Below are 13,365 nucleotides of genomic sequence, written 5' to 3'. Positions count from 1 at the left end.
ACTGATAAAGAGGCAGAACGAATGCTGGACGATTTCAAGTTTCCTGAGTTAATAGAATTCGACAGTGAATTTATTATGCATTATTCACCAGCATACTGGGCCAAAGAAGTTGAAAAAAAGTGCGTTAGAGTATTTGCTGGCTTTTAAACAGAAGGGGACTTCCGCTAAACAGGGCGGAGGTCTTTTTTGTGTGATTTTGGAACGATAGTTAAATTGGCTGTCATAAAAGGAGGGCGGTTCATGTATGACGAAAAAGCAATGGAATTCCATTGTGCCCCGTCTAATGGTTCGCGTTATTTCGAAGTATAGGCTGCAAGTCGATGTGTCTGCTGCGGTATGGAAAGGAAATACGAAAGCGCCGAGAAGAAGTCGAAGCGGCGATAGGTTTATACTAAAATAGACGAGTACACCTACGCTGGCTGCATCTCAAACGTTGGGGCGCCCATCGTCTAAAGGTTAACATTCGCGTAAACTTCATCGATTCGGTCCTGGTTAATTCCGATATAACGAAGCGTCACCGACTGCTTCGAATGATTGAAGATCGATTGTAGAAGCGAAAGGTCGGTGCCATTTTTATACGCATGATATCCGAAAGTCTTACGCAAAGAGTGGCAGCCAATCGTACCGAGCTTTTCCGAAAGACCAGCCCGTTCAACTGCTTCGTTTAGAATGCCATAAGCACGAACCCGGGTAATGGCCTTCGAACCTTTTCGCGAAGGAAACAGCCAGTCGTCGTCATAAGCTTCGGCCGGAATCAATTCGGCAACGGCTTTCTTGATAGCGGCGTTGAAGAAGAATCGTTTTGACTTCTTCGTTTTACCTTCCGTAATCGTAACGAAGTCCTTACCGCGAACATCACCGACTTTTAGCGCGAGAATATCGGAAATACGTAGTCCGGAGTTAATACCGATTGTAAATAGCAAAAGATCACGCCCACGAAGGGCTTTTTTTATTGTGTTTATTTGGCGTTTTTCTCTTATTGGTTGGACTTCGTTCATCTAAATATCACTCCGTTTTCAATATGTTAAATTCATGATATCGAAATTGTTCAATTATGTCAAATGAAAAAAGGAGGCAGCCAATGGCGTACATTAACGATCAATGGCTTGGCCGAGAAGAGCGCCAAAAGCGAATAGATTTAATAACCGATCGTGTACGGAAATTGGTTGCGCTCATCGAAGCCGGAAAAGCTACCGATCATCATATCGATACTTTTCGAAAAGACAAAGACGAACTCATTAAATTAAGACGAGTACATCGCGCGGAAGTGGATATGCTCTATTTCTTTTACGAATATTTCTCCGAGGCGAGAAATCCTGGAAATCCGGACAACTTAGTTCCGACTGCTGCGGTCGATATGGAACAAGCGCCTGATTTCCACGTTAAGTTATCTCGTATCCTCGATACGGTTTCTAATACTAACCGGACAGCTCGGATCGCTTGGGCGGCGAGTCGGGGGCACGCAAAAAGCGCATACCTATCGAACTCCTTTCCAGTCCACGAAATAGCTTATCGTAAAAGAAAAATGATCTTAATAATTTCGGAGACAAATGCGGGTTCCAAGAAGTTTATTAAGTGGGTCGCCAATCAGTTAAAGTACAATATTAAGCTGCGCGAAGACTTTGGCGTTCTGTTACATGAGCAAAAGACACGGAATGAAAAGGATAGCGAAGAGGCGTTTTTAACTACGAATGGAATCAAGATGGAAGCAACGTCACTCGGTACACAGATTCGCGGATTTCGTAACGGATCACAGCGCCCGGACTTGATAATTCTTGATGACTTGGAATCGCGAGACTCAAATAACACGCCGGAGCTCAGGCAAAAAGCGAAAGACTGGCTAAACCAAGATTTAATGCCGGCTTACGATCCGACACAGACTGCAGTTATCTTTATGGGAACGCTAGTACATCACGATTCCCTTTTAAATTACGTTCTAAATGAACGTCGCGACTTCATAAAAAACAAGTTCCCTGCAATCGTTTCGATGTCTAAACGCGGAGATTTATGGGCGGAATTTGAGCGTATTTACAAAGAGTATGAACCAACGGACGAAGAACTCGCAGAAATGGAGACGGCAGAGGAAGAAATGCCAACACCAAACGCTCGGGCAGCGCTTGATTTTTACGAAGCAAACCGAGAGGCAATGGACGAGGGCGCCGAGGTTCTTTGGCCGGATCGATTCCCTATCACGCATTTAATGCTTGAAAAAGTAAACTACGGGACTAAAGCATTCAATACCGAATTTATGAATAATCCAATCGACGAAGACTCTCAGGTATTCAAACCGGAGTCTTTTTATTATTACGACGGAATTGATTTCACCGAGGACAAGTACGACTTTTATAGCGGAATCGACTTCGCTATGGGTAAGGAGCGCGGAGACTACTCGGCAATTGTTACGATCGGGAAACACAAAGCAACCGGCAAGATATACGTGGTCGATGCGTGGGGCGACCGAGTGCATCCGGACGTTTTCTTACGTGTAATAGCCGACAAAGTTCGGAAATATCAGCCGACCAAGATAGCGGCCGAGGCGCAGATGGCACAGGAGTTTTTTATAGATACATTGAGACGCGAGCTGCAGATCGAAGGCTATCCGGCCCATTCACGAGTTAAAAAGGTAGTTCAAAGATCGCGCAAAGAGCTTCGGATCGAGGCGCTTTTGCCGGAAATAGAAAACGGGACGATCATCTTTAATCGGGGCCATGCGCTTTTATTAGAACAACTCGAACGGTACGGTTCAAGGTGGAATGATGATCTACCGGATGCGTTAGAAATGGCGGTATCTATTTCGAAACACACAAAAAGCCCAATTCGGATGAAACCGAGTTGGCTATAAAGGAGGCGATAACTACATGTCAAGACTTAAGGAACTGGAATCGAAGCTTACTGTTCAGCAGAGAAAGGCGGCGCTGCTTCTTGTCGAGAATGACGTAATCGCGGCAGCTTCCGGCGAGAAAAAGAGCCAGGAGGAAATCGCAAAGGAAGTCGGCGTCGACAGGATAACTACCTATAGATGGCGGCATCAAAACGCGACATTTATTGAATATATGAATCTGCTGGCTGATGATATGCTTTCCTCTCATCGCGCAGGCGTTTACGGGCAGCTTTTAAAACTAATTAACGGCAAACAGCCGTCAGTTAAAGCAATCGACTTGTTTATGAAGCGTTACGGACTACTTACGGAGAAAGTTCAGACAACCTCCGGCCCGACCGAACCGAGCAGCAACGCGGATATCGAAAAGGAAATCGCAGAATTAGGTGAGATATTGGGCGAAAAGGAGGAATAGCGTAATGGGCGTTTTAGATTGGTTTAAACATCGCGGCCATGATCTAGACGAAGGCTTGCACGTTAAAACGTACGGCACTATTCGAGAAGGAGCGCAATTTCCGCCCGCAGACTCGATCGAACGTCTTGCGAAATATAAACGAGCAAAAAAGTTCTTCGATGGGAAGCAAAGGGACCTGTACGAAAGAGCTACGCACCTTCTCAAAGGGACACCGCATGCGGATCAGCTCGAAAAGCTTTATATCGCGATTAACTTGGCGGATATCCTCGTTACAAAGCCTGCCGATCTGCTCGTAGGAGAGCCTGTTAGATTTGAGACGGGTAAGTCAGATACAAGCGAAGAACAAAAAGCGCTTAACAAGTACGTTGAAGAAAACGACGTCAATCAGTTAATTCATGAAAGTACAGTAGCTAACGGATATAGAGGCGATGCGTGGTTTAAAGTTCGCTATGGTTATCGACAAGACTTTTCCGAAGTTAAGAAGTTGGGATTGATCGATGGGGATGCACCGCCGGGCGTTGAAATGGAGCCAATTATTGAGCACGTTAACGCAAATTTTGTTTTTCCGGAAACGTCAGACGGCAACGTAAAAACACTAAAGGCACTGAATATCGCGCAAGTTCAATGGGTGGAGACTGAAACCACTGAAATTCCTTACTTACTTGTCGAAAGGCATATACCGGGATATATCTTCTACTCGAAGTACCGTCTTTACGAGAATGGTTGCGATAATTCTACCGGAACACCTATCCAGGTATTTAGAATCGGCGAGTTACTCCCTGATGGGGTAGAGACGAAGTATGAAGAAACCGGCTTAACTCATATACCTGTATTTCATGCGCCTTATAAGAGTGTAGACGACTCACTCTTTGGAATCGGGCTTATAGAAAAGCTCGAAACTGTGTTGTCTGCGATAAATGATCGGCTTGTTCAGATTGACTATATCTTATATAAACACAGCGATCCCGTTGCATTCGGTCCAGACTTGGAAGGCGATGGCGATTCTATCCAGTTCGGCGGCAGATATATTCCAGTCACTAAAGAGGATGCAACTCCTGGATATATGACATGGAACGGTCAATTAGACGCGGCTTTTAAAGAACTTGATATTCTATTCAGCAACGTTTTCCAAATGGCAGAGACGCCGCAATGGTTGTTTGGCACTACAGTTTCCGGAGTAAGTGGCGCCGGGACAGGAACATCACATACAGACGGTGCGGCAATAGAGGCTCGATTTATGCCGATTCTTTCGAAAGTTAAGCGAATCCGTACCCACTATGACAAAGCGATCAGAGACGCGTTATGGACGTGTATGTTATTCGATAAACAACTCGGTGACCTGAAAGTCGCAGAGGCAGTATATCCTAAAGCGGTTTGGAGCGACGGTCTACCTAAGAGTGCGAAAGAACTTGCGGAGATTATGCAAATACGTACCGGAGGCAAGCCGACAATCGACGTCAGAACTGCGATTAAGATGCAAGACGATGTCGATGACGAAAAAGCTGACGAAACTATTCGCCGTATTGAAGACGACGAGAAATCAGCAAGCGGCTTTGTAGACTCGTCTATATTCAATGGTGAGGCTGAAGATCCGGGCACCTCCACAGACGAGCAAACGGAAGATCATGACAAAGCAAAAGATCCCGAAGAAGTTCCGAAAGTAGATGACGAATAATGCCACATGTTCCCGAGCCCAATTACGATTATCAAACGGATCAATTGGCTGCGCTCTATCAGAGTGCGATACGTGATATCTTAGCCGAGCTCGACCGAGTAGACGTCAGTAACTTTCAGAGAGCAAATGCGACGGCAACCCTTAAATCGATCAGCGAAATTCTAAGCGAACTAAACAAAGAGTCTGCCGCATGGGTTAATGAAAACGTCCCGAAAGCAGCAAAAGACGGAATAGTAAATACGTTACTATCTCTCGAAGTAGCTGCGAGCGTTTCAGAAGCTCAAAAGATCGTAGCTTTTAACGAAGTGAATGACGCGATGGTGGCCACGGCAGTAGCAGATACGCAAGCGGACCTTTTGGCCGTTACGCAGAACGTTGACCGAAAGACGCGCACAGCCGTTAGAAAAGCCGTATCTGATTCGATGCGGTATAACATGGCGCGCGGTACTAACGGGCGGCGAAGCATAACCGAAGATGTCAGAAGAGCACTTCAAAACTCGGTTACAACTGGCATCATTGACGCGCGAGGAAGGCGCTGGAAACCTGAAGTTTATTCGGAAATGGTAGTTCGAACAAAGATGATGGAAACTTATCGCGAAGCAAATACGAATGAGGCGGTAGGGCGCGGTGTTTATTACGCGCAGATATCATCGCACGGGGCAACGGATCTTTGCCGTAATCACGAAGGTCAAATTATTAAGCTGACGGAAGATGCGCCAGGCAACTATCCGACCTATGAAAGTCTGAAAGCGACTGGCGAGATATTTCATCCCCGATGCAAGCACGTTTTTTCACCTATAAGAAATCCTTAAGAGCGCCTATATTGGGCACTTTTTTTATATCGTCCGAACGTTAAGACGTTAAACGAAACGGTGCTTATTTAATAGGCGACGGCCTTAAAACGGTTGGAGGACGAGTATGAGCGAATCAAAACTTCTTCGATTGAACAGTCTTCAGTTTTTCTCGGAGCCGACAGAACCCGCAGCAAGCGAACCCACTGAACCTACAGCGGCCGCAGGATCAGAGGAAAAAACGCCGGCAGAAAAAACGTTCACCCAGGAAGAGCTTAATAGAATCGTAACTGAACGGGTTGATCGCGAGAAGAAGAAGTATGCAGACTATGAGGATTTAAAAGCTCAATTAGCTGCGTTAGAAGACAAGACAAAGGCGGACAGCTCGGCTTTAGAAAAGTATGCCGAAGTCGAAGCGCGAAAGGACGCCCTAGAAGGAACGCTAACCAAGCTATTTGATTCCAAAATTACGGGCATCCCGGAAGAGTTTCATGATCTTATCCCTAGCGACGGCCCTATCGAGCAGCGGCTAGATTGGATTGTAAAAGCTGAAGAAAAAGGGCTATTTGCCCCTAAAATTAAGACGCCGTTAGGAAAACCAAGTAACCCGCAGCCGGATACAAGCGAACATCTATCCAACTTATCACCACGCGATCTAATCAGAAAAGGATACGCGAAAAACCAGTAACCCACAAAAAACCAAAGGAGTGTTTATTTAAATGGCAATCTCATTAGTGGAATCAGCAAAACTAACCCAAGACGCACTGAAGAAGGGTGTTATTACAGAGTACGCACAGAACTCAGCAGCATTGGAGATCTTACCGTTTATCGAAATGGAAGGTAACGCGTTCTCTTATAACCGTGAAGGCGCACTGCCTGGTATCGATTTCCGTGCAGTAAATGAAGCTTACAAAGAAAGCTCCGGAACAGTAAACAACCAAGTCGCTCGTTTAGCGATTCTCGGTGGAGACGTAGACGTTGATAAATTTATCGCTCAAACAAGAAGCAATATTAATGACCAACGAATGGTACAAACATCTCTTAAAGTAAAAGCATTTGCGCGGTTCTTTGAAAAGAACTTCATTGACGGAGATGTAGGTGCCAACCCGAATGGATTTGACGGACTGAAAAAACTTACTACAACAGTTGTAGACGCCGGCGAGAACGGTAATCCTTTAACGCTCTCAATGCTTGACGAGTTACTAGACGCAGTCGATGGCGGCCCTAATGTTTTGTTGATGTCTAAGGAAATGCGAAGAAATTTAAAGGCCCTCATCCAAGCCGAAAACGGATACTTTGAAACAGACGGATACGACGCGTTTGGTCGTCCTGTATTAATGTATGGTGGCGTCCCTATCCGTACTATCGGCAAAGATACAAACAACGCTGAAATTCTCGGATTTAATGAAACTCAAGGAACTTCTGCGGACACTGGATCTATTTACGCGCTCCGCGTTGACGAAGCTGACGGCGTTGCGGGTATCACTAACGGCGGCGTTCAAGTATACGATCTAGGCGAGCTGCAACAAAAACCAGCTTACCGTACACGTATCGAGTTTTACGCTGGATTAGTTGTTCAGAACTCTTCATCTGCTGCTCGTCTTAAAGGTGTACAGCGTAAAATCTAATCGCAGTAACTAACGGGGCGGCATAGTCCGCCCTATTCTTTTAAGGAGGAAGATAATGAAATATAAAATCCAAGCCCCAAACGAGCATTATAACGGCATTACTGCGGGTGTTTCTTTTTCTTCCGGCGTTGCTGAAGTCGAGTCGAAAGAAGTACGGAACGAGCTCGTAGATAATTTCGGATACAAAGATATTACTCCGGAGGCTAAGGCGCCTAAGAAACCCGCACGTAAATCCTCCGACAAGTAAAAAGGAGGCTGCCGGAAATGGCGTTAAGTTTAGAAGCTGCAAACGAATATATAAACCGCATGACTATTGATAACGAAGATTGGAACGATTACGAAGACGAAAAAAGAACCCGAATCCTTAACGTTGCTGAAGACGTGCTTAAACGAAAATATCTCGATAACGATTACGTTATCCCGGATGATGCGGTATACGAGTTTGCTAACGTTTTGGCAACGGCCTATAACGATACAAACCGTTTAAACAAGCACGGTATCGCATCGTTCTCTATTACGGGTGTCGGCTCGTTTACCTATAAAGAGACTTTACGCGCAGATGACGAGTCGCTTATCCCCAAAAAGGCGTATGACCTTATCGGAGAAGCAAACGGAGTAAAGCTTGGCGGTCGTAGAGCAAAATGGACGGTGATGTAGATGCCGATGATTCCTATGCGTCAGATCGTACAGGTAAGTCGCGATAGTTCGTCAGAGTTGGATAGATGGGGAAACCCGAAAGCGCCGAAAAAATTCGAATTGAAATGTCGGATAGACGAGGGTTCCAACGTCGTATCCTCACGGACGTCGGGCGTAGTTAAAGGCGAGGAAGTCGTAGCAACTGCGCGTATTCTTATCGATAAGCTGGCTGACGTGAAATACCAGGACGTTCTATCATTCACTAACGAGTTAGGCGAAACTGTTCAGCGGAAGCCGAAAGAAATTAATGTTCGCAGAAATATCGGAGGAAAGCCGATTCTTACGGAGGTCATCCTATGAGTTTTACACTTGATGCAGGCGACTTTCTCCATCGACTTACCGAAGAAGAATCAAACGTAACTCAGGCGGCAAAGACCGCAATGTACGACAACGTCGATGATCTCGCAAGGATTGCGCAAAACATAGCTCCGATCGATAAGGGAACGCTGCGTCGAGGGATGAAAAAGAAGGTAACACTTAAGCGAAAAAGCATTATCGGTGAAGTCTCGTTTTCAGCAAAGGACAAAGGCTTCAATTATGCCGTATGGACGCACGAGGCCGATTATAATCTCGGTCCTACCTCGGCTGCTGCTGGCGGTTCGGACGGATATTCAGTTGGCAATAAGTACCTAGAGCGCCCATTAAAAGGTGAGGCACAAAAGTACATCGATAACATAGCAAACGCAGTGAAAGGGGCGTTGTAATGCGTTGAAGATACTCGAATTAATCTCGTTTATAGAAGCGCGAGTTGACGGCGTTTATTACCCGAACCGTTTTCCGCGTGAAGCAGTTGACGAATGTATCTCGGTTAAATTGACCGGAGGCTTTCCTCCGTCACAGTGGACCGGCAAGAAGCAGCCGTCTTTTCAAATTCTTGTACGTGGTAATGCCGCCGGTGATGCTGCCTGCGAGGATAAGGCGTATGAGTTATATGGTGCCTTGTGTAATTTACGCGAAGTCACTATCGGAAATGATTCGGTAGTTATCATACGCGCGACAAACTCGGAACCGTTATTTATAGGTTATGACGACAATGATCGACCTCAATATTCGTTAAATTTTGATTGCGTTGTGCGCCCTTAATCGGGCGCTTTTTTATTGCGAAAAATAAGGAGGAAAACAAATGGCAGGAATTAGAACGATTAATGTTCCGATTGGCCCGGCTATCGTAGAGTACGGCGAAGGCGCGGACATGGTTGTATTTGATATCACTAAGGGCGGTATCAACTTTAAGGCACAAATGTCGAAGCAAGACACCACGGTAGATCAGTACGGGGATTCCGTTGTTAAGTCGACAACAAAAGGTGGAACAGCAGAGGTTACGGTACCTTTCGCGCTATATGATCTCGATAAACTTAGCGCAGCAATCCCTAATAGTACCCTCGTCGTTGACGGCGCTGATTCTACGAAGAAAAAACTCGTTGTTAGTGGGAAGGCCGGCCATGACATGCTTAAAGACGCGAAAAAGCTCGTTATTAAGCCGATTGATCCGGAGGCTACTGCGAACGATTGGATCACGATTCCACTTGCGGGCGCTATGACCGATCTCGAATATACCTACGATTCCGATAACGAAAGGATTGCGAACCTTACTTTCGTAGCTTATCCGGACACTCTAGGGAACGGCGACCTTTACATTCTTGGTGACGAAACGGCTGACGCTGCAAATACGGCTCCTTCAACAGGGGCGTGAACATAAGGCATCGCTTAATTGCGGTGTCTTTTTATATTTAACGAAAAGGAGCGAGTTGATTGGGTATTTTCGGTCTTAAAAAAGCGATGGACCAAACGGATAACAAAATGAGCCTCGGCGAAAAAACAGTCGAGATTCCGAAATTAACGCCGGCTAAATGGAAGCAGCTATTCGGAACAGTAGATAAGATCCCAGGCTTGGTTCTTCAAGTTTTAACCGCGGAGAAAAGCGATTTTTATGCTTACCTTATGAGCGCAATCGATATCGGATTGGATGAGCTAGTCGATCTCGTAGCAGCTCTTAGCGACGTAGAGACTGATTATCTTAAAAATGAAGTCGGAACAGACGAAATTGTGGAATATCTTGTGCGAACTATTAAGAAAAATCGATTAGATACGCAATTAAAAAACCTAAAAAGCCTTCTTCCGAGCCCTCAAAAGTAAAAGAAGAAGGCGATAAGTACACGATCGACGATTATCTCATAGAAGCTGCGATTAACCTTGGCGTTACTCAGCACGAGATTGAGCACGAGTATTACATGGTAGACATACCGAAGTTCGTGCGGCTTAACAACAAAAAACACGCATTAAAACGGATTGAAGAGGTGCGTATCGTCTTAGCGACAAACAGTAGGACGAGTGATGAGGAAGAATACAAGGCGCTTATTCAGGGCTTAACGAAAACCGCTGATATTCGCGCGGAAAATAGATTCGATCGGGAGAAATTTGAACAATTACGTGCATTTACGGGGGGAGGTAACTAAATGGCAGGAGCAACAGTCGGAGAGATTCGCGCCCGGTTGGTACTCGATTCACAGGAATTTAGCAACGGAGCCAATCGCGCACGACAAGAAATGGATCAGATGGGTCGTTCATCCGCGAGTCTTTCGAGTCAAATGGGCCTCGTCCAAAAAGCGGCGCTTGCCGTAGGTGGCGCAGTAGCGACCGGAGTAGGCGCGGCAGCAACAGCGGCAGCCAATTTCGAGCAGCAGATGAGCGCAGTAAAAGCCGTATCGGGCGCGTCAGAATCGGAAATGAAAAAGATGACCGATCTAGCGATTAAGCTCGGAGAGACAACGTCATTCAGCGCAACAGAAACGGCCAAGGCAACAGAAGAGCTCGTTAAAGCCGGTGTTAGCGTAACTGACATTATTAACGGTGGTCTGTCCGGCGCGCTGGACTTAGCTGCGGCTGGGAACATCGAACTTGCTGACGCGGCAGAAATCGCATCTACAGCCTTAAACGCGTTTAAAGACGACAATATCGAAGTTGTAGACGCGGCAAATATCTTGGCCGGTGCCGCAAACGCTTCGGCAACGGACGTAGGCGAATTGAAGTACGGACTTTCGCAAGTATCTGCAGTAGCTTCCGGAGTCGGTATGTCGTTTAAGGATACTTCGACGGCATTGGCAGTTTTCGCACAAAACGGAATTAAAGGAAGCGATGCCGGAACGTCACTTAAAACGATGCTCGCGAATTTACAGCCGACCACAAAAGCACAAACCGAACTATTCTTTGATCTCGGATTAATGACTGAAGATGGGACTAATAAATTCTTCGACCAAGCGGGCAGTCTTAAAAGTCTTTCGGATATCGCAGGCATTTTACAGCAGTCGATGAAAGGCATGACTGATGAACAACGCCAGTGGACGTTGCAAACGCTTTTCGGGTCTGATGCAGTACGTGGCGCGACGATTCTCTACAAAGAAGGCGCTAAGGGCGTAGACGAAATGTGGAAAGCGATGTCTAAAGTAACTGCGGCAGACGTTGCGAAAACGAAACTCGACAACCTTAAAGGATCATTTGAAGAATTTAAAGGCGCATTGGAAACGCTTGGCATCAAGATCGGAAATGAGTTTTTACCCGCATTCCGTCAAATCGTAGACAGCGGTACCGCAGTCGTTCGCGTATTCAGCAACTTAAATCCGGGCGTTACGAAAACCGGTATCGAAATGGTCGGCGCCGCCGCCGGTATTGCGTTGGTCGCATCGTCAGCCGTTAAGCTTGCGACAGCCATGCGCGGTCTATTTATTGCGATGGGCCCTACCGGATGGGTTATCACAGGGCTTTCGATTCTTGGTGGTCTTTTAGTCGGCGTCAAAGAGGGCTATGATTCGATGAATACGGTCAGCCTTGAAGCAGCGAACGCCAAGCAAAAAGAAATCGACTCCTTAAATGGGTTGATAACCGAATTCGATAAGCTTCAAGCCAAGACGAAACTAACTTCGGACGAGTTTGCGCGGTACCTCGACATTAATGACCGTCTGAAGAGCGAAACAGATCCGCAAGCCATTGCACGACTGAAAGACGAACAAGCAGGGCTGAAAGATAAGTCCGGCCTTACTAATGCCGAATTTAAACGATTCCTCGAATTAAATGACGAGGTTATTAAGAAATCGCCGGACACCGAAGCCGCAATTAGCGGTCAGGGTAACGCGGTTGCTAAAAATACAAATGCGCTTAAAGCTTTGAATGCAGAGAAAGCGGAAGAACTGCGTTTGGAGTTAGAAAAGCAAAAGAACCTTGCGGAAAAGAACTACGATAAGAACTTAGAAAGACAGAAACAGCTACAAAGCGAGATAAACGAGTTATCGAGACAACGGAGCAAGAGTGAGGGTGAGGTCGCCAACCAAGTCGCGATCGTCGAAGCCACAGAGCAGAAGCTTCGTGAAGCTAAACTAGCCGGCAACGCTAAAGAGGTTGAGTCTTTAGAAACTGTATTAGGCGTTCAAAAAGGTACTTTATTAACACTTCGCGGCCAATTAGATACGACACTTTCTAAGATTTCTGCAAAGAATACAGAACTAAATAAGGTTAACGAAGAGATTGGTAAACTCGACACTGTTAAGCAAAAAATGGTCGACCTCGAACTTCGTCAAGTTGGTCTGAACGCGAAGAAAGGCGAAGGCATAAAGGTTCTTAATAGTGAGATCGCGAGATTAAAAGACGCCAGGGCGAACCTGGTAAATAACACTTCAGCAGCGGATAAGAAAAAACAAGAATATCGAAAATCATTAGCTGCAATCGATAGTGAAATCGCTAAGCTACAAAGCGCAAAAGGACGCGTCCAAGAGATCACGGGAGCTGCCGAACAAATGAACGCCGCCCTAAGCAAAGATATTACGAAACGCATTACAACAATTACGACGGACGTTTCGATGAAAACAGAACGGGCAGTCAGTCGCGGAAGAGGAAACGAAGGTACTTACCACGTCGGGGGTATCGTCGGTGTCGGTCAAATTAACAAACTGCATACCGGAGGCCTCGCATCTAAATTCGTAGATCGGCCTATGAGTCACGAAGTGGATATTCGCGCACTCCGTAACGAAATGGTGCTAACCGAAGCACAGCAAGCGAACCTTATGCGAATGATCGACGCGGGACACACCGCAGCCATGAGCGGAAATCCAGTGGTGTCGGCTGATGTACTTCGCGCGCTAGTTTCGATCGAACAGGCAGTACGCGATAGTAACGGGCAGGTTGTCGTAATGGATTCGGAAGCGGTCGGTCGATTGGTTGCGCCGCATGTTAGTCGTGCACAGCAAGACGATATCGATATGACACTTCTGACAGATGGGAGGTACTAGCGA

General features: G+C 46.2%; 17 protein-coding genes. 16 read left to right on the top strand and 1 reads right to left on the bottom strand.

The annotated features are described in order from the left end of the window. Nucleotides 1-244 precede the first annotated feature (244 nt). Nucleotides 245-400, top strand: coding sequence for a hypothetical protein (locus KXD37_RS12105; RefSeq protein WP_263463573.1), 156 nt, complete (start codon nt 245-247; stop codon nt 398-400). A gap of 49 nt (nt 401-449) precedes the next feature. Here the strand turns inward: KXD37_RS12105 and KXD37_RS12100 are convergent, their stop codons facing one another. Then, nucleotides 450-998: a site-specific integrase gene (locus tag KXD37_RS12100; protein ID WP_263463572.1), complete on the bottom strand. Its 549-nt coding sequence runs from the start codon at nt 996-998 to the stop codon at nt 450-452. Nucleotides 999-1,081: 83 nt separating this feature from the next. On the opposite strand from KXD37_RS12100, the gene terL reads away from it, so the two are divergent. The 15 genes from terL (at nt 1,082) to KXD37_RS12025 (ending at nt 13,362) form a co-directional block, all read left to right on the top strand. Continuing rightward, a complete protein-coding gene (gene terL / locus KXD37_RS12095) occupies nt 1,082-2,842 on the top strand; it encodes a phage terminase large subunit (protein WP_263463571.1) in 1,761 nt (586 codons plus the stop codon). Between the two features lie 16 nt (nt 2,843-2,858). Further along, nucleotides 2,859-3,293 (top strand): phBC6A51 family helix-turn-helix protein, encoded by a 435-nt coding sequence (locus KXD37_RS12090; protein ID WP_263463570.1) that lies wholly within the window; start codon nt 2,859-2,861, stop codon nt 3,291-3,293. Between the two features lie 4 nt (nt 3,294-3,297). Continuing rightward, complete coding sequence (locus tag KXD37_RS12085) at nt 3,298-4,968, top strand: phage portal protein (RefSeq protein WP_263463569.1); 1,671 nt, start codon at nt 3,298-3,300, stop codon at nt 4,966-4,968. Next, nucleotides 4,968-5,780, top strand: coding sequence for a phage minor capsid protein (locus tag KXD37_RS12080; protein WP_263463568.1), 813 nt, complete (start codon nt 4,968-4,970; stop codon nt 5,778-5,780). Before KXD37_RS12085 ends, KXD37_RS12080 begins: the two co-directional genes overlap by 1 nt. A gap of 106 nt (nt 5,781-5,886) precedes the next feature. Continuing rightward, nucleotides 5,887-6,447 (top strand): ribonucleoside-triphosphate reductase, encoded by a 561-nt coding sequence (locus tag KXD37_RS12075; protein WP_263463567.1) that lies wholly within the window; start codon nt 5,887-5,889, stop codon nt 6,445-6,447. Nucleotides 6,448-6,478: 31 nt separating this feature from the next. Beyond that, a complete protein-coding gene (locus tag KXD37_RS12070) occupies nt 6,479-7,387 on the top strand; it encodes a major capsid protein (RefSeq protein ID WP_031601004.1) in 909 nt (302 codons plus the stop codon). Nucleotides 7,388-7,442: 55 nt separating this feature from the next. Further along, nucleotides 7,443-7,634, top strand: coding sequence for a hypothetical protein (locus KXD37_RS12065; RefSeq protein WP_263463566.1), 192 nt, complete (start codon nt 7,443-7,445; stop codon nt 7,632-7,634). A 17-nt stretch (nt 7,635-7,651) separates the two neighbouring features. Further along, nucleotides 7,652-8,044 carry a hypothetical protein gene (locus tag KXD37_RS12060; RefSeq protein WP_263463565.1) on the top strand — a complete coding sequence of 131 codons (393 nt, stop codon included), beginning with the start codon at nt 7,652-7,654 and terminating at the stop codon, nt 8,042-8,044. Between the two features lie 99 nt (nt 8,045-8,143). Beyond that, nucleotides 8,144-8,383 carry a hypothetical protein gene (locus tag KXD37_RS12055; RefSeq protein ID WP_263463564.1) on the top strand — a complete coding sequence of 80 codons (240 nt, stop codon included), beginning with the start codon at nt 8,144-8,146 and terminating at the stop codon, nt 8,381-8,383. After that, complete coding sequence (locus KXD37_RS12050; protein WP_263463563.1) at nt 8,380-8,787, top strand: hypothetical protein; 408 nt, start codon at nt 8,380-8,382, stop codon at nt 8,785-8,787. The genes KXD37_RS12055 and KXD37_RS12050 overlap by 4 nt, the downstream gene beginning before the upstream one ends. Before the next feature lie 4 nt (nt 8,788-8,791). Next, complete coding sequence (locus tag KXD37_RS12045; protein WP_263463562.1) at nt 8,792-9,166, top strand: minor capsid protein; 375 nt, start codon at nt 8,792-8,794, stop codon at nt 9,164-9,166. A gap of 40 nt (nt 9,167-9,206) precedes the next feature. Beyond that, complete coding sequence (locus KXD37_RS12040; RefSeq protein ID WP_263463561.1) at nt 9,207-9,776, top strand: hypothetical protein; 570 nt, start codon at nt 9,207-9,209, stop codon at nt 9,774-9,776. Nucleotides 9,777-9,835: 59 nt separating this feature from the next. Beyond that, nucleotides 9,836-10,219, top strand: a complete 384-nt coding sequence (locus KXD37_RS12035; protein ID WP_263463560.1) for a hypothetical protein — start codon at nt 9,836-9,838, stop codon at nt 10,217-10,219. A 95-nt stretch (nt 10,220-10,314) separates the two neighbouring features. After that, nucleotides 10,315-10,539, top strand: coding sequence for a hypothetical protein (locus tag KXD37_RS12030; RefSeq protein ID WP_263463559.1), 225 nt, complete (start codon nt 10,315-10,317; stop codon nt 10,537-10,539). After that, entirely contained in the window at nt 10,540-13,362 is a 2,823-nt protein-coding gene (locus tag KXD37_RS12025) for a phage tail tape measure protein (protein WP_263463558.1), read from the top strand. The last annotated feature ends 3 nt before the right edge of the window (nt 13,363-13,365 follow it).

It is taken from the genome of Bacillus sp. XT-2 (genome assembly GCF_025696525.1).
Taxonomy (GTDB): Bacteria; Bacillota; Bacilli; order Bacillales; family Bacillaceae; genus Bacillus; species Bacillus halotolerans.
The sequence above is the reverse complement of the archived record's forward strand: the minus strand, read 5'-3'. Positions and strand labels throughout refer to the sequence as shown.

Bases quoted from the DNA above. Each gene is read 5' to 3' on its own strand.
- KXD37_RS12060 (WP_263463565.1), top strand. From the start codon at position 7,652: ATGGCGTTAAGTTTAGAAGCTGCAAACGAATATATAAACCGCATGACT.
- KXD37_RS12040 (WP_263463561.1), top strand. From the start codon at position 9,207: ATGGCAGGAATTAGAACGATTAATGTTCCGATTGGCCCGGCTATCGTA.
- KXD37_RS12075 (WP_263463567.1), top strand. From the start codon at position 5,887: ATGAGCGAATCAAAACTTCTTCGATTGAACAGTCTTCAGTTTTTCTCG.
- KXD37_RS12065 (WP_263463566.1), top strand. From the start codon at position 7,443: ATGAAATATAAAATCCAAGCCCCAAACGAGCATTATAACGGCATTACT.
- KXD37_RS12090 (WP_263463570.1), top strand. From the start codon at position 2,859: ATGTCAAGACTTAAGGAACTGGAATCGAAGCTTACTGTTCAGCAGAGA.
- KXD37_RS12070 (WP_031601004.1), top strand. From the start codon at position 6,479: ATGGCAATCTCATTAGTGGAATCAGCAAAACTAACCCAAGACGCACTG.
- KXD37_RS12030 (WP_263463559.1), top strand. From the start codon at position 10,315: ATGGTAGACATACCGAAGTTCGTGCGGCTTAACAACAAAAAACACGCA.
- terL (WP_263463571.1), top strand. From the start codon at position 1,082: ATGGCGTACATTAACGATCAATGGCTTGGCCGAGAAGAGCGCCAAAAG.
- KXD37_RS12105 (WP_263463573.1), top strand. From the start codon at position 245: ATGACGAAAAAGCAATGGAATTCCATTGTGCCCCGTCTAATGGTTCGC.
- KXD37_RS12080 (WP_263463568.1), top strand. From the start codon at position 4,968: ATGCCACATGTTCCCGAGCCCAATTACGATTATCAAACGGATCAATTG.
- KXD37_RS12050 (WP_263463563.1), top strand. From the start codon at position 8,380: ATGAGTTTTACACTTGATGCAGGCGACTTTCTCCATCGACTTACCGAA.
- KXD37_RS12085 (WP_263463569.1), top strand. From the start codon at position 3,298: ATGGGCGTTTTAGATTGGTTTAAACATCGCGGCCATGATCTAGACGAA.
- KXD37_RS12025 (WP_263463558.1), top strand. From the start codon at position 10,540: ATGGCAGGAGCAACAGTCGGAGAGATTCGCGCCCGGTTGGTACTCGAT.
- KXD37_RS12100 (WP_263463572.1), bottom strand. From the start codon at position 998: ATGAACGAAGTCCAACCAATAAGAGAAAAACGCCAAATAAACACAATA.